We start from the raw sequence: 23,889 nt of genomic DNA, 5'->3' as shown, positions 1-23,889 counted from the left end.
TAGCTTTTAGCTTTTAGCTTTTAGCTTTTAGCTTTTAGCTTTTAGCTTTTAGCTTTTAGCTTTTAGCTTTTAGCTTTTAGCTTTTAGCTGTCAAAATTGTAAAGCGAGTAGATTTATATTTACTCGCTTTTTATGTGTAGTTATTAAAATTACTGTTTTACTAACACTTCAACTCAGTGGTTATTGGTGTCTTTAGTATTTTAAGGGCGGCTTTGAGCGAGGAGCAGTCATTGAGATTGGATAAATATAATAGTTAATTGAGCGGTCAAACTACTTTTTTGCGTATGTAGCTATGAAAATGAACGACGCGCGCATATTAGTTCATTTAACTTTTCTTTAAAATTTTAGAAAACTTAGTGATAGTAATATCTTAGGTTATTTGTTAAAACATATATAATGTAGAAAATAGTGTGGCGTCAGCAGAAATATGCGCGATGAGCGTATTATTAAATTGTTATAAATTTTTCATCTAGGGAGTTATTTTGCAAAGAGGTTTAATTACTGTCGCTGGTAATATTAAGTTTCAAATGCAAGGATGTGGCTTAAGCTCAAACTTGACGCCTGAAGATATCCGTTTCTATTTAATGTATTGGGATAAAATTATAATCCCAACAAATAATCTAATACATTTTGGTATTCCTGATGAAGAAGATTTAATTAGTAGTAAAGCCTTATGGCGACCTAGAACAAGTCATGTTGGTCGCTTTTCTGGCCATGAGCTAGGTGAAGCTATAATTAAGGGACAAAGCGAAATTGCAGAGTTAATGTTAAAAGACTCTAAAACAGATTGGGTAGTGCACCAAACTGGCAATCAAATATTCTTACCTAAAAAAACTTCACAATATAACAACACTATTCGTGTTGATTTGTCTGGTGTATTGCCTGTTCCAAGTAAAGATACAAACATTAATGAGATACTTGAATTCAAGGAAAAAAGAGGCGCGGAACTTGAAGCATTGCACTCAACACTTGATGAATTATATAAAGAAATTTTAACCTCACCAGACCCCTCATTAGAAGCTAAGTCCATTTTCTCAAGATTAAATAAAGAAATTGAAGCACTTGAAAGGGTTTCTGGCGAAAAGTATAAGAAAACAAGTAAGTTTGATTTATCTGTTGAATTAAATCTAAATGGTAAAGATATTGCTATGGCTGGAGCATCAGGAGCCGCAATAGATTTTTTATCAAATGGCTTTACTATGCCAATAGCTACTACTTTAGCCGCTATTGGTGCTTGTGTTAAAGTTTCGGGGAAATCTACAAATACATTTTCAGCCGCGGATGAAAGGCTAAAATTAGGGTATATTTCTAAGGCTTCTGAAGTGGGCTTGGTGCAATAAATTTATAACAAGTTACTCATAAGGACGCAAAACGCTTGGTTGGCGCTCATTCTTCGCTAATCCTAGCCAAGCATTATCCGCATTTTATGCGGGCGTTACGAACGTCCGCAATTGGCACACCTCAGCCACTCGGCAACATAAAATATTGATAATAATTGGTAAGGTATTTTACTGTGTCGGATGGCGCTTCGCTTATCCGACCTACGCAGGCACAAAAGAGTTACTAATATTGCATTAGGTTTTTGGTTGGTAGCCCCTACAGGAATCGAACCTGTAACTGCCCCTTAGGAGGGGGCCGTTATATCCATTTAACTAAGAGGCCGCACCGAGCTTACAGCTTACAGCTTACAGCTTACAGCTTACAGCTTACAGCTTACAGCTTACAGCTTACAGCTTACAGCTTACAAAAATTATAACGGCATCTTGTTTTTCATATCAAGCTAAAATTAACTTAATTGCTTGATAAATATATATCTTCTTTGTTTAACACGTACAGTGGTATGAGTTTACGGCTGCTTGCCACAATATGTTTACTGTGAACATTTATAACGCGGGTGTTTACTGCTACGCCATTTGGGCGGTAAATTAACGTACCTGCTAATACATAGTTAGCCATGCTGCTTTCGCTTAGCTTTTCTATATCGCGAGATAACACAAAGTCGCCTCTATTTGATACATCAATGTTGTCCATGGTTTTAAAATCGACCACGCCGTAGCCAAACTTTTGCAGCTGATGAATAAACGTCTCTGCTAATTGATTACCCAACTGATTACTTTTATTAAGCGATGCGTCTAAATCGACAATGGTGGTAACCGCTATGTTGATGCTGTTGTTATCGGACGCTTCGGCTTCAAGCGTATCAACTAAATCCAGCGCCATTTGCTCTACATAGTTTGCCAATGTTTTGTGATGTTTAAGCGGTGTAAACTGCCTTGCTGTGTCGTACTCACTTTGCTGCTGCACAGATTGGTTAGCATACACTGGCGTTGGTTGGTTACTTTGCGTTACCACGGTGTAATCTGAGCGCGTGTTAATGTTTTCGTTGTGCTCATTATTTTGCGTTATTGAACAACCAGTTAATGCTAACGTTGCCGTTAGCCCCGCTATAGCAGATAGTTTATAAAACATGGTCAACCTCACTCGCTGGCTTGTTTAAGCATAATTCCGTCGGTGCGATAGCTACTGTTTAGCGCATCAACCACTGATTGCGGTATAAAGCCTTGCGCACTGCCCACTACCGCTTTACTTTTAATACCCACTATTCGTGCATTTACCAGTACGCCACCTTGGTGGCTCACAAGTGTTCCTGCTAATACGTAATTAAAGTTTTGATCTTGGTTTAACTCTAGGTAGTCGCGGCTAAATACAAAGTCGCCTGCGGGGGTTACGCGCATATAATCGGTGGTTTTAAAATCGATAACCGGTACTCCAAAACTATGCAGCTCGTGCATAAAGCTTTCGGCTATTTGGTTACCTAACAGGCTTCCATCACTGTAGTCATCATCTAAAAATACAAAGCTAGAAACGGCAAGTGGCGTTTTGTCGTTTACGTATTGCAGGTTTTCGACCATGTCTTGCATTATACCGCGCACATAATGGTTTATATTTTTGCGTTTTGCAGGGGCACTTTTAGTGTAGTTGCTTTGCTTGTTTAAATTAGACTGAAATAACGCGTCATTTGCTACAGGTGCTTTTACCGCACGTTGCTCTGAAACAAGCTGGGCTGCATTGTCTTGCTCAACCTGCTCCGGCTCTGAATGTAGCGAATTTAGCATTTGCGAACAGCCAAAGCCTAATGGCAAACATAGGGTAATTAATAGGTTTCTCATGGTGTGCTCCTGATTAATATTCGCTGCGGTACAAAGAGCCGTCGCGCTGCTGAATTTTTTCACTTCCCCACATTACATTTATAGGGATCTCTGTGCTGCCTGCCGACAATACTTGCTTATTTTCAATATTAACGAGTCGTGCATTAACTATATACGCATGCTGTTGGCGTGTTACAGTGCCGGTGATGACTAAGTCAATATTTTGGCGATTGCGTAGTTTACTTAAGTCGCGGCTTAATATGCTGTCTGCGTTTTGCGCTAATATAAGGTTATTACCAAGGCGGTACTCAACAGTATGATAGCCAAGCTGGGTAAATTGCGTTAATAGACTTTCTTGAATTTGTAAGCTCAAACCCGAGGCCTGCCCTGCTACTAGCTTAGTATCTAAAGCATCGGCATAAAAAAAGCTACTCACACCAATGCGCGCATTGGCATTTAAAGCGCCATTTATATGATTAAGCTGCGAGGTTAGATTGGCTACATACTCGTTTACAGTATAGGGTGCCATTGCTGCTTTTGGCGCGTCAGTAGGTACACTCGGCTCAGGCGGTGGAACCAAATTGCAAGCAGTTAAATTTAACAATACTAAAGGCAGTAAAAGGCGCATAGTTGCCGTCCTCTTTAAAACATATCGAGGATAAAGCAATTATTATGCCTAATTAACTTTGAGGCGTTTTGACATAATAGGTTACAAAGCAGTTATTAATTTTTATTAATGACTTACATGCATCTTCAGCTGCGTTTTTTGTTTTAAACGCACCAAGCTTTAACCTATAAAATGTGTGCTGCTCAATGAGTACTTGTTCGGTATTAACTTCAAGCATATTTGGCACCGATTGATATTGTTTTACAGCCGCTTCAAGTACCGCTTTATTTTTATAAGCCCCTACTTGAACTGCAAACAGCGCATTTGGATTTACAACAGCTAAGTGGTTAGTTGGCTGTGTTTGCTCAAGTTCTGGCTGGGTATTTAGTTGTTTTAATTTATCGACTGTGCGCTGTAATTCACTTTCTAGCTTTAACAGTCTTTCTAATTGAGGCTGGGTTTGTTGCCACTGCTGCGCAGACTCTTTTAGTACAGCTAAATCATCCTTTTTAATAAACACCGCCTGCTTTTGATCTGTTGCTAGTGCGTGAGCACTGTTTGCTAATGCAGAGCCTAAAACTAATGTAGCTAAAAAGTCCTTGTAGTGCAGCATAAGTATGTTGTTAATTTGGGTAAGAGTGGGCGCTATTTTAACAGCCAATCAACGCTTAGCAAGTCAGGGCTATCGAGCTATCAGCTTTAAAGTTTAATTGGCTTGTCGGTATAGTTACTTACAATGCAGTCAAGCTTATACATTTTAAATACTTCACAGTCGGCTTTGGCATTTTTAAGGCTTTTATAAGAGCCAAGCTTTAAGCGATAAAAGGTTTTATCATTTATTTTTGCGGTTTCTACGTTGGTTAATATTTTATCCCTAAATAGTGGTGCTGCTTTAGTATTCAGCTCTTGCCAAGCCTTGGCTACATCTTGCTTAGAGTCGACCGAAGCAACTTGTAATGCAAATACATGTTTAGGTGTATTAAGCTTTATTGTTTGCTTTAGATTATTGTTAGCGGCTTTATACCTTTGCTGGCGACGTGGCTTGTTACTGACTATACGCGAAGGCGTACGAGTATAGCGGCTGCTGTAGGCAGGGCTTGCATTAGATTGTGCAATCGCCTTAGAGTTTATTATATCTATATGATTAACGAGGTAAGTAATTTCTTTTTCAAGCTTTAAAATGCGCTCTATACCGGCGCGAGCTTGTTGCCATTGCATGGCGGCATCTTTTAATTGGGCCAGCTCCAGTGCCGTTATCGATACGTAATCGGGCGCGGTGTTAGGTATTTCATTATCAATAGCAGGTTTAGCTGTAGGCGTAATAGAGCACGCCGAGCCAAACGTAAGCGTAAAAAGGCATACAAAAAAGTGTTTATAATATTTTTTTAATTTAAGCATGTACCCGTTATCCTGAAAGCAGTGCCTGTGCACTTACATTTCAGTTAAACATTCTCACAAGAAAGCGTTTAACTTAGCAATTTAAACAATGAGCGATTTTTGCTCCTCCACGCTAATTGACCTACATAGGTAATAATTAACGTGTCCCTTCCGTGAGTTTGGCTTTTAATACAACTTTAATGCCAATTAACATAAACTTTACAATATAAATTACGTTATGTAGCTATATAACGCAAGTCAAATTCAGAACATAAATAAGCGTAGACCATTTTTACAACTAGCATGTTTAATTAACCTGAGCTCTACTTAAGAGATTAACTAACATATTGAATTAGGCTGGTATTTAAATTTACTCTATCTAGCCTGAAATTTTTAGTGAAAACAAGGCAAAATTACGTCTCAATAAGGGGCCTATTGCAAGTAAATTCAACGTAGTTAACGCTATAATAACGGCTCAAGATAGATTTATTACTTAGCGTACAGATTAGCTAGTATGCAAAATTGTAAAAGCACTATTTAAAAGCTTAGCATTTGTGTTTTTTATAAAAAAAGGCGCCTTTAGGCGCCTTGGTCGGTGATTTAATAAAACCTAAATTAACGATTTAATAAATGTTTTTAAATCATCTGCAAACTCGTCGCGGCGCAGGGCAAACTCTATCGTTGCTTTTAAGTAGCCTATTTTGCTGCCACAATCATGGCTACGGCCTTTCATTGCGTAAGCGTCTACTTTTTCTTGCTCCATTAGCATGGCAATTGCGTCTGTAAGTTGAATTTCGTTACCAGCCCCTTGCGGCGTTTTAGCAAGCAGTGGCCAAATTTTTTCGCTTAATACATAACGCCCTACTACCGATAGGTTTGAAGGTGCTTCATCTACTGGTGGTTTTTCTACCATGTTAATAATTGGCGAGCTTTCACCTTGGTGTAGCTCTACGTCACCTAAATCAACAACACCAAATTTGTCTACTTCGTCCATGGGTACTGGCTCAACCATAATTTGGCTGTGCTTAGTTTGTTCAAAACGGGCGATCATCTCTGCTAGGTTGTCTTTTTTAAGATCGCTCTCTACGTCATCAACAATCACATCTGGCAAAATAACCACAAAGGGTTCGTTGCCAATAATTGGCGCAGCACAATTAATTGCATGACCTAAACCTTTGGCTTCCCCTTGGCGCACGTGAATAATGGTCACATCTTTAGGGCAAATTGCCTGTACTTCGGCAAGTAATTGCCGCTTTACACGTTTTTCAAGCGTGGCTTCTAGCTCAAAGCTGGTATCAAAATGATTTTCGATAGAGTTTTTACTTGAGTGCGTTACAAGTACAATTTCTTTAACGCCTGCGGCTACCGCTTCATTTACTACATATTGAATAAGCGGACGGTCTACCACTGGAAGCATCTCTTTAGGGATGGCTTTTGTGGCAGGTAACATACGCGTTCCGAGGCCTGCTACTGGGATCACTGCTTTCATCTTGTTCTCCTTAATCTTATTATACTGAAAACGGATATTGGATTGGTTCGTGGCATTGATAGCCTACTACTTCAAAATCGTCTCGTGTTACCCATGTTTCTATATCTTCTAGTGATTTTATGTTTGGGTTAATATTTAATTGCGGTGAATCAAACGGCTCACGTTTTAACTGTACATCGCGCATCAACGGTAACTGGTTTTCGTAAATATGCGCATTAGCAATTTTATGATACGCCTTGCCTGCTTTATGGCCGGTAATTTGTGCAACCAAGGCCAGTAATACAAAACACTGAATTTGATTAAAATTAAGGCCTAGCGGCACATCGCAACTGCGCTGATATGATGTTAAATACAGCGTGTCACCAAGCAGCGAAAACGTATGTGTGTGCATACATGGGCGCAAACAACCAAGCTCAAACTCACCAGGATTATAAAAGGTAATTATTTCACCTCTGTCATCAATCCCGTTTTTTAAGTTATTTACTACTTTAGCAAGCTGATCGAGCGTTGAGCCATCTGGGCGTTGCCAATTACGTCCTTGCACACCATAAACGCGGCCCATGTCGTCCTCGCCTTTGCGGTTAGGGTTATTTAGCCATGCGTTATTATCGTTTGCGTTTGCATCCCAGGTTTTACAACCTATATCGCGAAATTGCGCTGCGCTATCGTACCCGCGTAAGTAACCTAAAAGCTCTGCTATAGCGGCTTTGTAATAACTTTTACGCGTGGTGATCATAGGAAATTTATTATTACCTACATCGTATTCTAAGTCGGCATTAATAACAGTTAGGCAGCGCGTGCCTGTGCGTTTATTTTCTACCCATACACCTTCGTCAACGATGCGCTGACATAAATTCAAATATTGTTTCATGTTATGTTTTACTATGCCTTTGCTGCTGTTACAGGTTGCGGTTTTTTATATGCCCAAATTAATAGCCCAAGGCCACCAATAATCATAGGCAACGAGAGTATTTGCCCCATTGAGATAAAGTCGGCAAATAGGCCAAGCTGCGCATCAGGTTGGCGGAAATATTCAATACAAAATCTAAATACGCCATACCCTAATAAAAATACACCGGCTACACTGCCTGCAGGGCGAGGCTTTTTAATAAACCATAATAAAATTAAAAACAGGACTAACCCTTCAAAAAAGGCTTCGTATAACTGCGATGGGTGACGCGCAAGCGGCCCACCCGTTGGAAATACCATGGCCCATGGCACATCGCTTACGCGGCCCCATAATTCACCATTTATAAAGTTACCAATACGCCCTGCTAATAAACCCACTGGTACAAGCGGCACGACAAAGTCACCCACTGCAAACAGTGATTTTTTACGGGTTTTTGCAAATAGAATAATAGCGGTAATAACCCCTAAAGTTCCGCCGTGGAACGACATTCCGCCTTGGTCAATTCTAAATAAATAGAATGGATTTTCTAAAAAGTAGCTAAACTGATAAAACAATACATAGCCAATTCTGCCACCTAAAATAACCCCCAGCATGCCGTAAAAAAGCAAGTCACTTACTTGCTCTTTAGTCCAACCAGAGTTAGGTTTTGCGGCTTGACGATTAGCAAACCACATTGCAAACGCAAAACCAATTAAATACATTAAACCGTACCAACGTACGCTTAGCGGTCCAACAGAAAAAATGATTGGATCGATTTGAGGAAACTCAAGTGCCATAAATAAACCTTTAGCTAAAAACCATTTTAAGTGCGATGAGCACAAGCAACACCGCGAAAATTTTCTTTATTATAGTAACAGGTAAATAATGAGTTGCTTTAGCCCCTAAGGGCGCCACAAACCACGATGTTATTACAATACCAAATAATGCAGGTAAGTATACAAACCCTGCGAACCCGTGGGCTAAATCAGTTACGTTCCAACCTGCGCTTATATAACCAATAGAGCCAAATAACGCGATAACAATGCCGCATGCTGATGCGCACCCTATCGCTTTTTTTATATCAACCGAGAAGTAGTTAAGCATAGGGGCAATAAGCGCGCCGCCGCCAATACCTATTAAACCAGAAAGCGCCCCCATAAGGGCAGAAATGCTCCCTAAAATTGGCCCTTTTGGTAACGGTTTTTCATTAAGCGATTTACTGCGTGATGCCAATACCATTCTGCCTGCAATAAACACAACACTCACAGCAAACACGCTGCGTAACGCTTGTTCTGGTATTAAACTGGCGGCAAAGCCACTTATTAAAGCGCCTAGGCCTACACCCGACATTACCCAAGGCGCAATTTGCCACGGTACATTATCATTTTTATGATGAGCCAATACTGAAGAAGTAGACGTGAATAAAATAGAGGCAAGCGATGTTGCAATAGAAATAACCAAAACGTGATCAGGTGAAGTAACATTAAACATCAGCAATAAACTACTTAAAACAGGCACAATAATTAAACCGCCGCCTATCCCTAATAGCCCCGCTAAAAAGCCAACTACACAGCCAAGTAGCGCACAACTGGCCACGAGTAAAGCTAAGTCATACATAGTGTTCTCAAATACCTTTTCGTGCGCCTATATTAAAGGATTATTACGTTAATAGCATCTTTAAGCGCTGCATTATTTAGCGGTGTAGAATAGATCGCCTAATTGGTGCTCAATCATAAAATTGCGCGTTAGGCGCAGTACCTGTTTAGCGTTCGACTGCATTAGGCACTCTGCAAGTAACTGCTGCATATCGTTAATGTTTAAGCGTCTTAAAATCCACTTTACTTTAGTCAATGACGACATGTTCATACTTAAACGCCTATAGCCCATGGCAATAAGTAAAATTGCGCCCTCTGGCTCGCCGCCCAGCTCGCCACATAAACTAAAAGGTAAGCTGTGTTTGCTGCATTCATTAGCCACTTTATTTAATACCCTTAACACACCGGGATGATATGGGTTAAATAACTGAGCTACCCTCGCATTTGCTCTATCTACAGCAAGTAAGTATTGCGTTAAATCGTTACTGCCTACTGAGCAAAAGTCGACCTTTTTAGCCCACTCGTCGAGCATAAATATACTGGAGGGTACTTCAAGCATAATACCCACTTGTGGGCGCTCCAAGTTTTGCTCTGGGCACTTTTCGCTTAATTCAAAATAAGCTTGTTCAAATAACGCGAGCGCTTCGTCTACTTCTTCTGAGCCACTGATCATTGGTAGCATTATTTTTAAATTACCTAAGCCCATATTTGCTTTTAACATGGCTTTGAGTTGATCTAAAAACAGTTCTGGATGGTCAAGGCTTATGCGTATACCACGCCAACCTAAAAAGGGATTTTCTTCGGTGATATTAAAGTAATCTAAAACTTTGTCGCCACCAATGTCGAGCGTTCGCATAACCACTGGCGCTGGGTGATAACTTTTTAGTACCTCCCTATACCAGTTTTCTTGCTCGGCCTGTGAAGGAAATTGTCCCTTTTGCATAAACCATGCTTCGGTACGATAAAGCCCTACCCCATCGCAAATATGTGTACTGCTTTGTTCAGTATTAAGCTCAAGCCCTGCATTGAGCATTAAATTGATTTGCTCACCATCTAAAGTAACCGACTGTGCACTTTGTTCTGCTAAAAAGCGGTTATTGAGTAATTTATCTTGGTGCTTTAACTGTGCGTATTCATCGAGTAACACTTGCGAAGGAGAAATATATAAACGCCCAGAAAAGGCATCTAAAATCATTGGTTTACCATCAAATTGCAATAAGGGTAAATCTTCAATACCCCAAATAGCTGGTATTCCCATAGCGCGGGTTAATATAGAGGCATGGCTATTGGCTGAGCCATTTACACTCACTACACCTGCTAAATGCCCGTTGGGTACTTCAGCTAGCATGGCGGGCGTTAAGGTATTCGCAATTAATATAGTATTCGGCGGATAATCTTTTACTGCGTGCTCAGTGTTTACAAGATGGTGCAATACTCTTAGTCCAATGTCTTTTACATCAACGGCCCGCTCTTTAATGTAAGGGTCTTGCATGGCATTAAACTGTGAAATAAGCCGCTCAATAACAATTTTTAAGGCGCTTTTTGCACACCAGCCCTCTTGTAACTGTACCTCAACGTTGTGGCCTAAACTTTTGGCATCAAGTAATTGTTGGTATACATCAAATACCGCGAGTGCTTCACGGGGTATTGAGTCACTCAAAGTCATAGACAGGGTATTAAATTCTTTGCGGGTGGCAGCAACGGCTTGTGTAAATAGACGTTTCTGCTCAGCACTATCAGAGTCTTTTTTAAGCTCTATAGATTTAAAATCAAGCTTGGGGAGCACCACAAAGGCTTGGCCAATTCCTATGCCCGGCGCACTCGACACCCCTTTTAGCACTGAGGTTTGATGTGATGATTCGTCTTGGCGTAAAAGCTCTTTTATTTCAGCATGCGCAAGTTGCGAGGCTAGCTGCGCCGAAAGCGTAATTAAAAACGACTCTTCGTCTTGGCTAAAAACCCGCGCCATTTTTTGTTGTACAACAATAACGCCCAATACCTTTTTTTGATGCACAACAGGTACAGACAAAAAGGCATTGTAACCTTCTTCGTTTACTTCGGGGGAGAGCTTAAAACGTGGGTGAGATTTTGCAAAAGCAATATTAATAGGCTCTTCACGCTGAGCAACTAAACCAACAAGTCCTTCGGTAAAACCAATTCTAAACTTACCTACGGCATCAGGGTTTAGGCCTTCGGTTGCCATAAGTACAAAGTTATCTTGACTGTAGTCGGCAAAATAAATAGAGCAGCACTGGGTTTTCATGGCTTCTTTCACCATTTTCACAAAGCACACTAGGGCACTGTCTAAGTTCGCTTGTTGCGACACAGACTCAGCAATAGTTCTTAGTGTTGCCAGCATTACCTGCTCCTTATTTTATAATTATACTACTACCTTTTGTGTCGCCACTGCTCTTTATGATGTTCTCTTTTATTAAAAGGCATTGCAAACGGTGCAAACTCTTTCATCACCCGTCTGTATACATCGCGCTTAAACGACACCACTTGCCTCACTGGATACCAATAGCTTACCCAGCGCCAATCATCAAATTCGGGATGATGAGTTTTAAGCAAATTTACATCTTCATCTTTGCAACGCAGTTTTAATAAAAACCATTTTTGTTTTTGCCCAATACACACCGGACTTGAGTCGCGGCGAATTAATCGTTTGGGTAATTTATAGCGTAACCAATGTTTTGAGCTTGCGACTATTTCTACGTCTTCTGGTCGCAAACCTACTTCTTCGTGTAATTCACGGTACATAGTTTGTTCGGGTGTTTCTCCGTCATCAACACCACCTTGGGGAAATTGCCAAGAGTGTTGACCGTAACGTCTAGCCCAAAAAACTTGCCCCTGATTATTGCAAATTACAATTCCGACATTGGCACGAAAACCTTCGGCATCAATCACCTTAGTGCCTCATTTGTAAGTCGATTTTTAATGATTGTTCCACATTAGCTGCAATTCGGCAAACACTATTATCCCCAAAGTCACCACGCCCTAGTTACAAGTTTACTATTTACACTGTGCATAACAACTTAATGATAAATTAGCACCTGATGAGTCTAGGGCTAAAATAACCCCTAAATCATGTAACTTTTAGCAAAAAAAACTAAGCTATGCCTTGATTAATATGTTTTGTACTATTTACTCACAGCTTGTGAATAACTTTTAATAAACACGGCTATTTTGCAAACAAGTCCACAATAGAAGATCTAAATACTCGCTTTCTCCACAGATTCTGTGGATAAACATGTTTATATTGTTGTATTTATCCCATATAGAATTTGCCAACTTAATTAAAACTGAATAAGTTAAGAAAAAATATTAAAGCTGGTCAGTCACTTACAGTTAAATTGTGACTTTTTGGCGTGAGCAAAATTACGCCAAACACAGCACGTATAAAAAACAACCAAAAGCAAAGATATCCACCTAAGTAGGCTTTTGCTATCATGGCGCTGTTAATTATTCAAGGTAAACCAATAGCATGCGACCAACTAGACCCCATTCAATTAATGACTTAATGCAACGCGTAAACGCTATTGCCGGATTAACATTAGGGCAATTGGCATCGCAATACCGTTTTAAAACCCCTGACGACCTATTACGCGAAAAAGGCTGGACTGGGCAACTTATTGAATACGTGTTAGGCGCTACTGCAGGCTCCAAACCCCTCCCCGACTTTGAAGATTTAGGGATAGAGCTAAAAACACTCCCCATTTCTTACAAAGGTAAGCCACTAGAGACTACGTTTGTATCGGTAACACCTTTAATAAACGTCACCGGTATGACATGGCATACAAGCGCTGTGCGTAAAAAGCTAAATCATGTTTTATGGTTACCCATACTAAGTGAGCGAGATATAGCCCCATTTGACAGAACGATAGGTAGCGGCTTTTTGTGGCAACCAACACCTGAGCAAGATGCCTTATTACAACGAGACTGGGAAGAACAAATGGAATTAATTGCACTTGGGCGAGTAGATGAAATATCAGGTCATTTAGGGGATGCGATTCAAATAAGGCCTAAGGCGGCAAACAGCAAAGTGGTTACTGATGCTATTGGGCCAAATGGTCAAATTATAAAAACCCTACCGCGTGGTTTTTATTTAAAAACCAGTTTTACAGGTGAGATTTTAAAGCAGCAGTTTCAGCTTTAATTACACGTAATTATTAAACGCTTCAGGTGTGCTCGTTTTTACTAATAGGCACCTTAGAAGGTTCACTCAGGTCTCCTACTAGAAAAGTAACTGGCATAAAAAATCCCCGCCTGGGCGAGGATTTTATAATCTTAAATTAAAGAGCAGTAATTACTGACCTTTAACTTCTTTAAGACCGTTGTAAGGTGCTTTTGAGCCTAGCGCTTCTTCAATGCGAAGAAGTTGGTTGTATTTTGCAACACGGTCAGAACGGCTCAGTGAACCCGTTTTAATTTGACCTGCAGCAGTACCTACCGCTAAATCAGCAATTGTTGCATCTTCTGTTTCGCCAGAGCGGTGAGAAATAACAACAGTAAAGCCTGCATCTTTAGCCATTTTGATTGCTGCTAACGTTTCAGTTAGTGAACCAATTTGGTTAAATTTGATTAGGATTGAGTTAGCAATACCGTTGTCGATACCACGTTTTAAAATCTTAGTGTTCGTTACGAATAAATCATCACCTACTAGCTGGATTTTATCACCCAGTAGCTTAGTTTGGTGTGCAAAGCCATCCCAATCAGACTCATCTAAGCCATCTTCAATTGAAACAATTGGGTATTGCTCAGTTAGCTCTTTTAAGAAATAGTTAAATTCTTCTGAAGTGAATTTTTTACCTTCACCTTTAAGGTCGTAAATGTTTGCTTCTTTGTCGTAAAACTCTGATGCAGCACAGTCCATAGCCAGTGTAATATCTTTACCTAGCTCATAACCTGCGTTTGCAACAGCAGTTTTAATAGCAGCAAGAGCGGCTTCGTTTGACTCAAGGTTTGGTGCAAAACCACCTTCATCACCTACCGCTGTAGAATGACCGTCTGCTTTTAATACTTTAGCAAGGCTGTGGAATACTTCAGCGCCCATACGTAGGCCTTCGCGGAAGTTTGCAGCGCCAACAGGTTGGATCATAAATTCTTGAATATCTACAGAGTTATCTGCGTGCTCACCACCGTTGATGATGTTCATCATAGGCAGCGGCATTGAGTAAACACCTGGTGTACCGTTTAAGTCTGCGATGTGCTCGTAAAGCTCAACTTTTTTAAATTGTGCAGCGGCTTTTGCAGTCGCTAGTGACACTGCTAAGATAGCATTTGCACCTAGTTTTTCTTTATTTTCGGTGCCATCTAAATCTAGCATTACTTTATCTACAGCACTTTGATCTAATGCATTTTGGCCTTTTAGCGCATCCGCAATGTCGTTGTTAATAAAACCAACTGCGTTTAATACACCTTTACCTAAGTAACGGGCTTTGTCACCATCACGTAGCTCTAGCGCTTCGCGAGTACCTGTTGATGCACCTGAAGGAGCGGCAGCTCGGCCCCAAGAACCATCAGCTAAATATACATCAGCTTCAACAGTCGGGTTACCACGCGAGTCCATAATTTCGCGACCAATTACTTTTACGATTTCTGACATCTTGATTCCTCTATATTCCCAAAATGGTGAGTTCAGCTAACTTTACTACGTTTTATATCTTTTAGTCAGCCCTTTAGACAAAAAAGCCGTGCAATATGCACGGCTTTTTTTAATTACGAAGACGTTTTTTGATGAGTATGAGCGGCTGCTACAAACCCTTCAAATAACGGATGACCATCGCGTGGTGTTGACGTAAATTCCGGGTGGAATTGCGCAGCAATAAACCATGGGTGATCTTTGTTTTCGATGATTTCGACTAGTTTTTTATCTTCTGATAAACCAGTAAAGCTTAAGCCAGCTTGCTCTAATTGCTCTACAAAGTTGTTGTTTACTTCGTAGCGATGACGGTGGCGTTCAACAATTTCTGTATTGCCGTACACTTCATGCACCTTAGAACCCGGCGTTAAATGACATTTTTGTGCGCCTAGACGCATTGTGCCACCTAAGTCAGATTTTTCATCACGTACTTCAATATTACCTTCAGCATCTAGCCACTCTGTAATTAAGCCCACAACAGGTGCTTTTGAGTTAATATTAAACTCAGTTGAGTTAGCATCGGTTAAACCAGCAACGTTACGTGCGTATTCAATAAGGGCTACTTGCATACCTAAACAAATGCCTAGGTAAGGTACTTTGTTTTCACGGGCATACTTAGCCGCTAAAATTTTACCTTCAACACCACGGCCACCAAAACCACCTGGTACTAAAATAGCATCTAGATGAGAAAGCAATTCAACCCCTTTGCTTTCTAAGTCTTGCGAGTCAACGTATTCAATATTAATAGTTAAGCGGTTCTTAAGACCTGCATGTTTTAGCGCTTCGTTAACTGATTTGTATGCATCTGGTAGTTCAATGTACTTACCAACCATACCAATCGTTACTTCGCCAGTTGGGTTAGACTCTTGATAAAGCACCTGTTCCCATTCAACTAAATCAGCTTCTGGTGCGTCAAGGTGGAAACGACGACACACAAAGTTATCCAGCTCTTGTGACTTTAATAACGCAGGAATTTTGTAAATGCTATCTACGTCAGGAAGCGAAATAACCGCTTTTTCTTCAACATTAGTGAACAATGCAATTTTTGCACGTTCGTTGTTAGGCAATTTACGGTCTGAGCGACAGATAAGAATATCAGGCTGAATACCTACAGAGCGTAACTCTTTAACTGAGTGCTGTGTTGGCTTTGTTTTAACTTCGCCTGCAGGGCCTAAGAATGGCACTAGCGTTAGGTGAATAAATAGCGCTCGTTCGCGGCCAATTTCAGTACCTAACTGACGAATTGCTTCAATAAACGGTTGTGATTCAATATCGCCTACTGTGCCACCAATTTCTACAATCGCAATGTCATGACCTTCAGCACCGTCGTATACACGTTGCTTAATGTCGTTTGTGATGTGTGGAATAACCTGAATGGTTGCACCTAAGTATTCACCACGGCGCTCACGGCGTAACACGTCTTCGTATACACGCCCTTGTGTGAAGTTGTTGCGGCTGGTCATTTTGGTGCGAATAAAACGCTCGTAGTGACCTAAATCAAGATCCGTTTCGGCGCCGTCTTCTGTAACGTATACTTCACCGTGTTGAATTGGGCTCATTGTGCCTGGGTCAACGTTTATGTAAGGATCCAGCTTTAAAATGGTAACATCTAAACCGCGGGCCTCTAAAATAGCTGCCAATGACGCTGCTGCAATACCTTTACCCAACGAAGAAACCACCCCGCCAGTAACGAAGATAAATTTTGTACTCATGCGAACCCTAGAATATCAGGAATTAAAAGGAATATAACACCCGAGAAAGAGACTCTGGGTATATCATCAAGACGGGGCGAAATTATACCAAAACAGCGTTGAGCAATCCAGCTAAAAATAGCGTTTACCCGCACAAAAAATGTTCTTTGATTAACATTAGTTTGTGCTGAGCTCATCTCATTTCACTTTTTTAATGGCTTCCCATGCTTCTTCCATTTCATCAAGCGTTGCGCTCTCTAAACTTTTTCCTTTTGCAATTAAATAACCTTGCACTTTTTCAAAGCGCGCCGAGAACTTATCGTTGGCTTGTCTGAGTAACTGCTCCGGGTCGCGTTTAACATGGCGAGCCACATTGACCGTAGCAAATAATAAGTCGCCTATTTCTTCTGCGGTGTGATCAGATAAAGGGTCGTGCTCAAGCGCTTCTTTTACTTCAAGTACTTCCTCGCTTACTTTATCAAGTGCACCATGATAATTAGGCCAGTCAAAACCAAGTGCGGCGACCCGCTGCTGAATTTTTTTAGCTTTAGCTAAGCTTGGCATATTAGTGGGTATATCTTGCCAAAGCGAGGCGTTGCTCGGCTGTACTTTTGCTGCACGCTCTTGTGCTTTAATTGCTTGCCATTGCGTTGCTAATTGCTCGTCGGTTAACGCTTGCTTAGTGTTAAAAACATGAGGGTGACGGCGGGTAAGTTTACTATTTAGCTCACTAACCACGTCGTTAAAATCAAATAATTCCTGCTCTTTGGCAAGTTGGGCGTAAAACACTATTTGAAACAGTAAGTCACCGAGCTCATTTTTAAGATCGTTTAAATTACCCGATTCAATACAATCTGCAACTTCATAAGCTTCTTCTAATGTATGCGGCACAATAGATTTAAAGTCTTGTTTTAAATCCCAAGGGCACCCGTCCTCAGGATCGCGAAGTGTTTGCATTATATGTAAAAGCTGCTCGAGTGCGTTGGTATCAGCCACTTTATTGGTTTCGTTTGGCACTGTGCACACCTTCAATTTGATGCAACTTAGATAATACCCGGTTTGTGCCCGATAGGTCGTGCACTTCTATTTGCATAGTAAATACTGCCAACTGATCGGCCCCAACGGTATTGACGTTCATGTTGATCACATTTACTTTTTCATTAGCCAGTACAGAGCTAATATCGCGGATTAAACCTGAGCGATCGCTTGCTTCAATTTTTATACTCAGCGCATAAGAGCCATTTATTTCATCTGACCAACTCACCGATATAACGCGCTCTGGGTGCTGCTCTTTTAAGTTGTTAAATGCATCGCAATCTTCGCGGTGCACGCCTATCCCTCGGCCTTGTGTAATATAGCCAATTATTTTATCGCCAGGGACTGGGCGACAACATTTTGCAACGTGGCTCATTAGGCTGCCAACGCCGTCCACCACAATACCGTTTTTATCGCCTGTTACTTTACTAGGCGCTTTAAAACGAATAACGGGCTCTTCTTCGGTACGGTCGCTTACAAAGTTGAGCATTTGATTTAAACGGACATCGCCTGCGCCTATGGCAACCATTAAGTCATCTAACTCTTTAAAGTTAAAGCGCTTAATAGCGGGGTCTAAATCTTTATAGGTTAAATCTAGCTTTTGCAGTTCGTTATCAAGAATCTCTTTACCGGCGCTTAAATTTTTATCACGGTCGAGCTGTTTAAACCAATGATGGATTTTAGCCCGCGCACGCGACGATTTAATATAGCCAAGCGATGGGTTTAGCCAATCGCGGCTTGGATTAGGCTGCTTTTGTGTGAGTATTTCGACCTGATCGCCCGTAGATAACTGGTGCGTAAACGGCACTATTTTGCCAAATACTTTCGCTCCTATGCAGCGATGCCCTACATTTGAGTGAATGTAATAAGCAAAATCCAGCGGTGTAGCACCAACAGGTAAATCAATAATGTCGCCACTTGGGGTAAATATATAAACGCGGTCTTCTACAACTTGGTTTTTCAGCTCTTCGGCTAAGTCGCCTCCATCGACCACTTCTTCTTGCCATTGCAGTAATTTACGCAACCAGCTAATTTTTTGCTCATAACCTGAGCCACGCCCTGGTAAGGCGCCTTCTTTGTACATCCAGTGCGCGGCTACACCTAGCTCAGCATCTTGATGCATTTCGCTGGTACGTATTTGTATTTCAACGGTTTTTCCTTCAGGGCCAAATACCACAGTATGAATTGACTGATAGCCGTTTTGTTTAGGTGTAGCCACGTAGTCGTCAAACTCTTTATTTAAGTGACGCCAATTAGTGTGCACAATACCTAGGGCGCCGTAACAATCTTGCAGGCGCTCAACCACTATTCGCATCGCCCGAATATCAAACAGCTGATCAAACTCGTAGTTTTTTTGCTGCATTTTTTTATAAATGCTGTAAATGTGCTTAGGGCGGCCATACACTTGCGCCTCAATACCGGCTTCGCTTAGGCGCGCTTTAACTTGCTCAACCATATCTTCCATATAGGCTTCACGGGCAAGGCGTTTGTCATCAAGTTGCTTAGCAATGCTTTTATAAGTGTCGGGGTGTAAATACCTAAACGATAAATCTTCAAGTTCCCACTTAAGCTGCCCTATACCTAACCTGTTTGCTAACGGGGCAAAAATATCGGCGGTTTCTTTAGCAGCAATAACACGCTCTTCTTCATCGCCATTTTTTACATTACGTAAATGGCACACTTGCTCGGCAAGTTTAATTACAACCGCGCGCACATCTTCAACCATAGTAAGTAACATTTTACGAATGTTATCTACCTGCATTGTTCCTTTACCTTGGTGAGATAAAGTACTAATAGCCGCCATTTGTGCAACCCCCGTTAGAAGCATGGCTACATTTTTGCCAAGTTGTGCTTCTACGGTTTCAAGATCTACTAAGTCATTTAAGTAATAATGCGTGAGGTACGCAGTTGCGAGAGATTCTGCATCTAAATTAAGCTCGGCTAAAATCTCGACCATTTCGATAGCCGTGTTTTGCCGTGCTTGGTTGTCACATGTAACACACAATGCTTGCGCTTTGTTTAGTAGCGTTATTTTATCTTGCGATAACGCTAACTGTTTTAGGCTAGTAGCAAAGTCACCTGTGTCGTCCTGCTGATGTGATTGACGTGTAGCGACCATAAAACGCTTTACCTCCGTTGAAATAACGCCATTGTTTCTATGTGTCCTGTATGCGGAAACATATTCATTAGCCCAATTTTAGTAACTTCAAAACCTGCTTGCGAAATAATTGCACTGTCACGGGCTAAAGTAACAGGATCGCAAGAAACGTATAAAATGGTTTTAAACTGCTTTAAAGAAAGTTGCTCTAAAACAGCCATAGCACCGGTACGAGAAGGGTCTAATACTAATACGTCTAGCGCCTTATTAAACCATTGTGCTGTTTCAATTTTTTGCGTTAAATCAAAACAATGAAAGTGCGCATTAGTAATAGAGTTAGTGTGCGCATTTTGTGTCGCCATTGCAACCGCCGATGCAACCCCTTCTACGCCAATAACCGATTTAGCATGCTGAGCAAGCACTAATGAAAAGTTACCAATCCCACAAAATAAATCCAATACCTGCTCGTTTCCCTGCAAGTTAAGCCAATTTACCGACTGCGTTAACATAGCTTGGTTAACTTCATCATTTACTTGAATAAAATTACCAAGGCCAAACTCGAACTTTAAATTAAATTTTTCTAAAAAATAATAAGGTGTAGGTAAATGAGTTTGCTCTATAACATCGCTGCTGTCTTGCCAAGTAATTAACCATTGCTGTGCATTTGCCGCCTCTTGTACATAGCGTTTGGCTTCATCTGCTATCGCTTTAGTATGACGAATAACAATAAAGTTCCCAGCTTCGTTTTGGCATAACTGTAAATGACTTATACTGTGTAGCGCTTTATATTGATTAATAAGCGTTTCAAAAATACTAAATACGTTAGTAAATGCCTTACTAAGCACATCACATTGCTCAATACTAATCACATTTTTAGAGCTAAGCGCACGATACCCAACTCGCATTTTTTTAGCGGCTTTATCATACATTACAGCAATTCGGGCGCTGCGCCTGTAATGAGTGGGCTTACTTAATAAAGGCGCTTGCCAATTTAACTCGCTTAATTTGGCAAACTTTTTAAATAATTGCGTCACTGCTATCTGCTTTTCAACCACTTGCTGATTTATTTCTAGGTGCTGTAACTGACACCCACCACAGTGATTATAATGCGGGCAAAATGGTTGCGTGCGTGCATCGCTTGGATTAATAACCTTAACCAACTTAGCACTACTGTACTTAGCTTTATCTTCTATTAGGCTTGCCGTTACTTTCTCATTCGTTAAAGCGCCGCTTACAAAGCACACTTTATTATTGTGTTTGGCAACACCTCGCCCCTGATGATCCATGGCCGTAATATTAAGTGTGAGTGTTTGCTGTTTAAGTGGTTTTTTCTTTGCTTTAAAAATTTGCGCCATGCGGCATTACCTTAAATTTTGTATTACGTATAAGCAAATCAGATGCTTTGAGAATAGCCGATGAACCGTATATACTCGGTGCATACTAATAATGATAATAACGCTTCCATTATGACCAAATTAGGCTTACGTGATTCTGTTTTAACCTTAACCTTGATCCCCACAGTGATCATTGGTTTGTTACTTGGCGGCTATTTTACAATAAATCGTTACATTGAGCTTGATGAAATTTTATATCAACAAGGCAGCTCAATATCTGAGCCTTTAGCAATTGCATTAGAGCAACCTTTACTAGAAAAAAATAAAAAGCTGCTCAATCGTCTTATTAGTTACACACACAATAAGCACTCTCCTACCATTAAGTCGATTGCTATTTTTGATACTAACAATCAGCTTATTATGACCAGTAACTATCATCGCTCATTTGATGAACTGACCCAAAAAGCACAAATTGAAAACCTCAATACAACAAAAATTAATAAGACTGAAGAATTAATCACCTTTTACACCCCTATTTTTAATCACTCCGCGCCGGTATCAAAATGGGATATTAATGATTTTCAAACCCCGCTTGGCACCGTTATTTTGCAACTAAATAAAGACCAAGCCATTATAGGCCAGCAACGAGCAGTGTTAATTAGCGGCATTGTTATTTTATTTTCAATAGTATTGGCTTCTATTTTAGCCCTTAAGCTTAGCCGAATGTTCATGAACCCGCTTAATAAGTTGGTACTTGCTACCGACAAGTTAGTAGAGGGAAAAAGAGACACAGGTTTAAACGACACCATGATGGGAGAATTTGAACTGTTGCGTGAAGGGCTTAATACCATTGCCCACACTATGGTTATGCAAAAAGACGAAATGCAGAAAAATATTGATCAGGCCACCAGTGATTACCGCGAAACCCTAGAGCAATACGAAACTTCAAATATTCAGCTAACCATGGCCAAAAAAGAGGCGCAAGATGCGAACCGCGTTAAGTCAGACTTTTTAGCCAAAATGAGTCACGAGCTACGCACCCCGCTTAATGGGGTTATTGGCTTTACGCGGCAGTTGTATAAAACACCTTTAAATAAACATCAAAAAGACTACCTCGATACCATAGAGCTTTCTGCCAACAGCTTATTGACGATTATTAGCGATATTTTAGATTTTTCTAAGCTTGAAGCGGGCGCCATGGAGCTTGAATCCATCCAGTTTCAACTGCGCGATAGCGTAAACGAAGTGATGACATTATTAGCGCCTTCGGCGCATGAAAAACAACTTGAGCTATCTATATATATTAACCCGCAGGTACCTGATGATTTAACGGGTGACCCAACACGTCTTAAACAAGTCCTTATTAACTTGTTAAGTAATGCCATTAAGTTTACCGAAAAAGGCTCAATAAAAGTCGATATAAGCTACCGTTTATTAGATGAAGACCGTGCCTCTATTTTAGTCTCAGTAACCGACACTGGCGTGGGTATACCAATGGACAAACAAGATGCACTATTTACCGCATTTGGCCAGGCTGATTCATCCATTACCCGAAAATTTGGCGGCACAGGTTTAGGCTTAATCATTACTAAACACATTGTTGAGGCTATGAATGGCCGAATAACGCTAAATTCAGCTCCTGGAAGCGGCACCTGTTTTACCTTTAATGGTGTGTTTAGGTTGCCTGATCATACCTTCAGTAACGACCTACCTTCTAAGTCTCTTATTGGTAAACGCATATTATACTTAGAGCCGCACGAGCATACGCATCACTCAGTACTTTCTGTATTAAACGAATGGGAAGCGGTTGTAACGGCCTGCTTTAATGAGGCCGCATTTTTAGATGCTATCAAGCATAAAATGCTTAAATACGATATTTGTATTATTGGTGATATGGCATCGGTAGATGATATGCAGCGCCTTAAAGGCTATGTGAATATGGTTCGCGAGTCGTGCGATTATTTATACCTTATGCTTAATACTGTATCGCATAATATGCGCGAGGCATTTATTGGCAGCGGCGCCGATGCCTGTTTAAGCAAGCCGCTCAATCATCGTAAATTATGTGAAGTACTCGCTGCACCTTATCGACTCGATCACCCAACCTTAAATATTGAGCCAAGCGATCAAACCTTATTGCCATTAAAAGTACTGGTGGTAGATGATAACGATGCAAACTTAAAACTTATTTGCACTTTATTAAAAGAACAGGTTGAATTTATAGACACGGCCTACAATGGCTCTCAAGCCTACAGCTTAAGTAAAAGCCACAAGTACGATGTTATTTTTATGGATATACAAATGCCGATAATGGATGGCATTACCGCCTGTAAATTGATTAAGGAGTCGTCTTTAAACGAAGACACGCCTATTATTGCGGTAACCGCGCATGCACTGCACAGTGAAAAAGAGCAGCTATTAAAAGATGGCTTTAAAGGCTATTTAACTAAGCCTATCGATGAAGATATGCTCAGCCAAATTATTTGCGATCATAGTCCGCAATCGCCTGTAACCCGCGACAAAATTAAAAGTGTAACGCCACAAAGCCCAGCTCCATTTGAAAGTAACTGCTTAGATTGGTCGCTTGCGCTACAGCGCGCTGGCGGCAAAGGTGAGCTGGCGATGGAAATGCTTAATATGCTGTTACATAGTGTGCCAGAGACGCTCTCGCAGCTTAACGAGGCTATTGAGCAAAACGATTGCCAAACAGTATTAAGTGTGATTCATAAGTTCCATGGCGCGTGCTGTTATACCGGGGTGCCTAAGCTTAAATCTCTGGCAGAAACCATAGAAACCTCACTTAAGAGTGACTGCGTGCTCGATAACGTTGAGCCTGAATTATTTGAGCTGCAGGATGAGCTGGAAAATCTCATGGCAGATGCACGTGTTACTGAGCATCAACGCTAAAAAACACATAATAAAAAAGCGCAGTAAATGCGCTTTTAATAGGTTTTAATATTACGGCTTTACTTAGTTAAGTATTG

General features: G+C 40.8%; 19 protein-coding genes and 1 tRNA gene. 3 read left to right on the top strand and 17 right to left on the bottom strand.

Annotated elements, in window-relative coordinates; genetic code table 11:
• Positions 1-482 precede the first annotated feature (482 nt).
• Positions 483-1,340 carry a DUF6236 family protein gene (locus tag AN393_RS04080; protein ID WP_039489561.1) on the top strand — a complete coding sequence of 286 codons (858 nt, stop codon included), beginning with the start codon at positions 483-485 and terminating at the stop codon, positions 1,338-1,340.
• Between the two features lie 247 nt (positions 1,341-1,587).
• Here AN393_RS04080 and AN393_RS04075 read toward each other — a convergent pair.
• The 12 genes from AN393_RS04075 to rppH all read right to left on the bottom strand — a co-directional run bounded on the left by AN393_RS04075 (position 1,588) and on the right by rppH (position 12,013).
• Positions 1,588-1,662 (bottom strand) — tRNA-Arg (locus tag AN393_RS04075).
• Positions 1,663-1,791: 129 nt separating this feature from the next.
• Positions 1,792-2,469 carry a FlgO family outer membrane protein gene (locus AN393_RS04070; protein ID WP_055017391.1) on the bottom strand — a complete coding sequence of 226 codons (678 nt, stop codon included), beginning with the start codon at positions 2,467-2,469 and terminating at the stop codon, positions 1,792-1,794.
• An 8-nt stretch (positions 2,470-2,477) separates the two neighbouring features.
• Positions 2,478-3,170, bottom strand: a complete 693-nt coding sequence (locus tag AN393_RS04065) for a FlgO family outer membrane protein (protein ID WP_055017390.1) — start codon at positions 3,168-3,170, stop codon at positions 2,478-2,480.
• Between the two features lie 13 nt (positions 3,171-3,183).
• Positions 3,184-3,777 carry a FlgO family outer membrane protein gene (locus AN393_RS04060; RefSeq protein ID WP_055016727.1) on the bottom strand — a complete coding sequence of 198 codons (594 nt, stop codon included), beginning with the start codon at positions 3,775-3,777 and terminating at the stop codon, positions 3,184-3,186.
• 52 nt (positions 3,778-3,829) lie between these two features.
• The gene (locus tag AN393_RS04055; protein WP_055017389.1) at positions 3,830-4,417 is read right to left on the bottom strand and encodes an SPOR domain-containing protein; all 588 of its coding nucleotides are present in this window, start codon (positions 4,415-4,417) and stop codon (positions 3,830-3,832) included.
• 38 nt (positions 4,418-4,455) lie between these two features.
• Positions 4,456-5,154 carry an SPOR domain-containing protein gene (locus AN393_RS04050; protein ID WP_055017388.1) on the bottom strand — a complete coding sequence of 233 codons (699 nt, stop codon included), beginning with the start codon at positions 5,152-5,154 and terminating at the stop codon, positions 4,456-4,458.
• 589 nt (positions 5,155-5,743) lie between these two features.
• On the bottom strand, positions 5,744-6,622 hold the full coding sequence (gene galU, locus AN393_RS04045; RefSeq protein ID WP_055017387.1) for a UTP--glucose-1-phosphate uridylyltransferase GalU: 879 nt from the start codon (positions 6,620-6,622) through the stop codon (positions 5,744-5,746).
• Between the two features lie 19 nt (positions 6,623-6,641).
• The gene (locus AN393_RS04040; RefSeq protein ID WP_055017386.1) at positions 6,642-7,493 is read right to left on the bottom strand and encodes a thymidylate synthase; all 852 of its coding nucleotides are present in this window, start codon (positions 7,491-7,493) and stop codon (positions 6,642-6,644) included.
• 11 nt (positions 7,494-7,504) lie between these two features.
• Positions 7,505-8,308, bottom strand: a complete 804-nt coding sequence (gene lgt / locus AN393_RS04035; protein WP_055017385.1) for a prolipoprotein diacylglyceryl transferase — start codon at positions 8,306-8,308, stop codon at positions 7,505-7,507.
• Between the two features lie 10 nt (positions 8,309-8,318).
• Entirely contained in the window at positions 8,319-9,128 is an 810-nt protein-coding gene (locus AN393_RS04030) for a sulfite exporter TauE/SafE family protein (RefSeq protein WP_055015356.1), read from the bottom strand.
• A 72-nt stretch (positions 9,129-9,200) separates the two neighbouring features.
• Positions 9,201-11,465 carry a phosphoenolpyruvate--protein phosphotransferase gene (gene ptsP / locus AN393_RS04025; RefSeq protein WP_055015357.1) on the bottom strand — a complete coding sequence of 755 codons (2,265 nt, stop codon included), beginning with the start codon at positions 11,463-11,465 and terminating at the stop codon, positions 9,201-9,203.
• Positions 11,466-11,494: 29 nt separating this feature from the next.
• Positions 11,495-12,013, bottom strand: a complete 519-nt coding sequence (rppH, locus tag AN393_RS04020) for an RNA pyrophosphohydrolase (RefSeq protein WP_004586239.1) — start codon at positions 12,011-12,013, stop codon at positions 11,495-11,497.
• A 577-nt stretch (positions 12,014-12,590) separates the two neighbouring features.
• On the opposite strand from rppH, the gene mutH reads away from it, so the two are divergent.
• A complete protein-coding gene (gene mutH / locus AN393_RS04015; protein ID WP_055015358.1) occupies positions 12,591-13,262 on the top strand; it encodes a DNA mismatch repair endonuclease MutH in 672 nt (223 codons plus the stop codon).
• A gap of 150 nt (positions 13,263-13,412) precedes the next feature.
• Here the strand turns inward: mutH and eno are convergent, their stop codons facing one another.
• The 5 genes from eno to rlmD form a co-directional block, all read right to left on the bottom strand.
• Positions 13,413-14,711, bottom strand: a complete 1,299-nt coding sequence (eno, locus tag AN393_RS04010) for a phosphopyruvate hydratase (RefSeq protein WP_055017384.1) — start codon at positions 14,709-14,711, stop codon at positions 13,413-13,415.
• A 113-nt stretch (positions 14,712-14,824) separates the two neighbouring features.
• On the bottom strand, positions 14,825-16,459 hold the full coding sequence (locus tag AN393_RS04005; protein ID WP_055015360.1) for a CTP synthase: 1,635 nt from the start codon (positions 16,457-16,459) through the stop codon (positions 14,825-14,827).
• Between the two features lie 177 nt (positions 16,460-16,636).
• Positions 16,637-17,434 (bottom strand): nucleoside triphosphate pyrophosphohydrolase, encoded by a 798-nt coding sequence (gene mazG / locus AN393_RS03995; RefSeq protein ID WP_200909021.1) that lies wholly within the window; start codon positions 17,432-17,434, stop codon positions 16,637-16,639.
• A gap of 1 nt (position 17,435) precedes the next feature.
• Positions 17,436-19,592 (bottom strand): GTP diphosphokinase, encoded by a 2,157-nt coding sequence (relA, locus tag AN393_RS03990; protein WP_055015363.1) that lies wholly within the window; start codon positions 19,590-19,592, stop codon positions 17,436-17,438.
• 8 nt (positions 19,593-19,600) lie between these two features.
• Entirely contained in the window at positions 19,601-20,926 is a 1,326-nt protein-coding gene (rlmD, locus tag AN393_RS03985; protein ID WP_055017383.1) for a 23S rRNA (uracil(1939)-C(5))-methyltransferase RlmD, read from the bottom strand.
• Positions 20,927-21,037: 111 nt separating this feature from the next.
• On the opposite strand from rlmD, the gene barA reads away from it, so the two are divergent.
• Positions 21,038-23,812 carry a two-component sensor histidine kinase BarA gene (gene barA / locus AN393_RS03980; RefSeq protein WP_055017394.1) on the top strand — a complete coding sequence of 925 codons (2,775 nt, stop codon included), beginning with the start codon at positions 21,038-21,040 and terminating at the stop codon, positions 23,810-23,812.
• Positions 23,813-23,889: the final 77 nt, after the last annotated feature.

Origin of the sequence: Pseudoalteromonas sp. P1-25 (assembly GCF_001401805.1) — a bacterium.
GTDB lineage: Bacteria > Pseudomonadota > Gammaproteobacteria > Enterobacterales > Alteromonadaceae > Pseudoalteromonas.
Note: the sequence above shows the minus strand (reverse complement) of the source record. Positions and strands in the feature narration are given on the sequence as shown.

Bases quoted from the DNA above. Each gene is read 5' to 3' on its own strand.
- AN393_RS04050 (WP_055017388.1), bottom strand. From the start codon at position 5,154: ATGCTTAAATTAAAAAAATATTATAAACACTTTTTTGTATGCCTTTTT.
- AN393_RS04070 (WP_055017391.1), bottom strand. From the start codon at position 2,469: ATGTTTTATAAACTATCTGCTATAGCGGGGCTAACGGCAACGTTAGCA.
- eno (WP_055017384.1), bottom strand. From the start codon at position 14,711: ATGTCAGAAATCGTAAAAGTAATTGGTCGCGAAATTATGGACTCGCGT.
- relA (WP_055015363.1), bottom strand. From the start codon at position 19,592: ATGGTCGCTACACGTCAATCACATCAGCAGGACGACACAGGTGACTTT.
- ptsP (WP_055015357.1), bottom strand. From the start codon at position 11,465: ATGCTGGCAACACTAAGAACTATTGCTGAGTCTGTGTCGCAACAAGCG.
- AN393_RS04030 (WP_055015356.1), bottom strand. From the start codon at position 9,128: ATGTATGACTTAGCTTTACTCGTGGCCAGTTGTGCGCTACTTGGCTGT.
- rlmD (WP_055017383.1), bottom strand. From the start codon at position 20,926: ATGGCGCAAATTTTTAAAGCAAAGAAAAAACCACTTAAACAGCAAACA.
- mutH (WP_055015358.1), top strand. From the start codon at position 12,591: ATGCGACCAACTAGACCCCATTCAATTAATGACTTAATGCAACGCGTA.
- AN393_RS04005 (WP_055015360.1), bottom strand. From the start codon at position 16,459: ATGAGTACAAAATTTATCTTCGTTACTGGCGGGGTGGTTTCTTCGTTG.
- galU (WP_055017387.1), bottom strand. From the start codon at position 6,622: ATGAAAGCAGTGATCCCAGTAGCAGGCCTCGGAACGCGTATGTTACCT.
- AN393_RS04060 (WP_055016727.1), bottom strand. From the start codon at position 3,777: ATGCGCCTTTTACTGCCTTTAGTATTGTTAAATTTAACTGCTTGCAAT.
- AN393_RS04040 (WP_055017386.1), bottom strand. From the start codon at position 7,493: ATGAAACAATATTTGAATTTATGTCAGCGCATCGTTGACGAAGGTGTA.
- AN393_RS04065 (WP_055017390.1), bottom strand. From the start codon at position 3,170: ATGAGAAACCTATTAATTACCCTATGTTTGCCATTAGGCTTTGGCTGT.
- barA (WP_055017394.1), top strand. From the start codon at position 21,038: ATGACCAAATTAGGCTTACGTGATTCTGTTTTAACCTTAACCTTGATC.
- lgt (WP_055017385.1), bottom strand. From the start codon at position 8,308: ATGGCACTTGAGTTTCCTCAAATCGATCCAATCATTTTTTCTGTTGGA.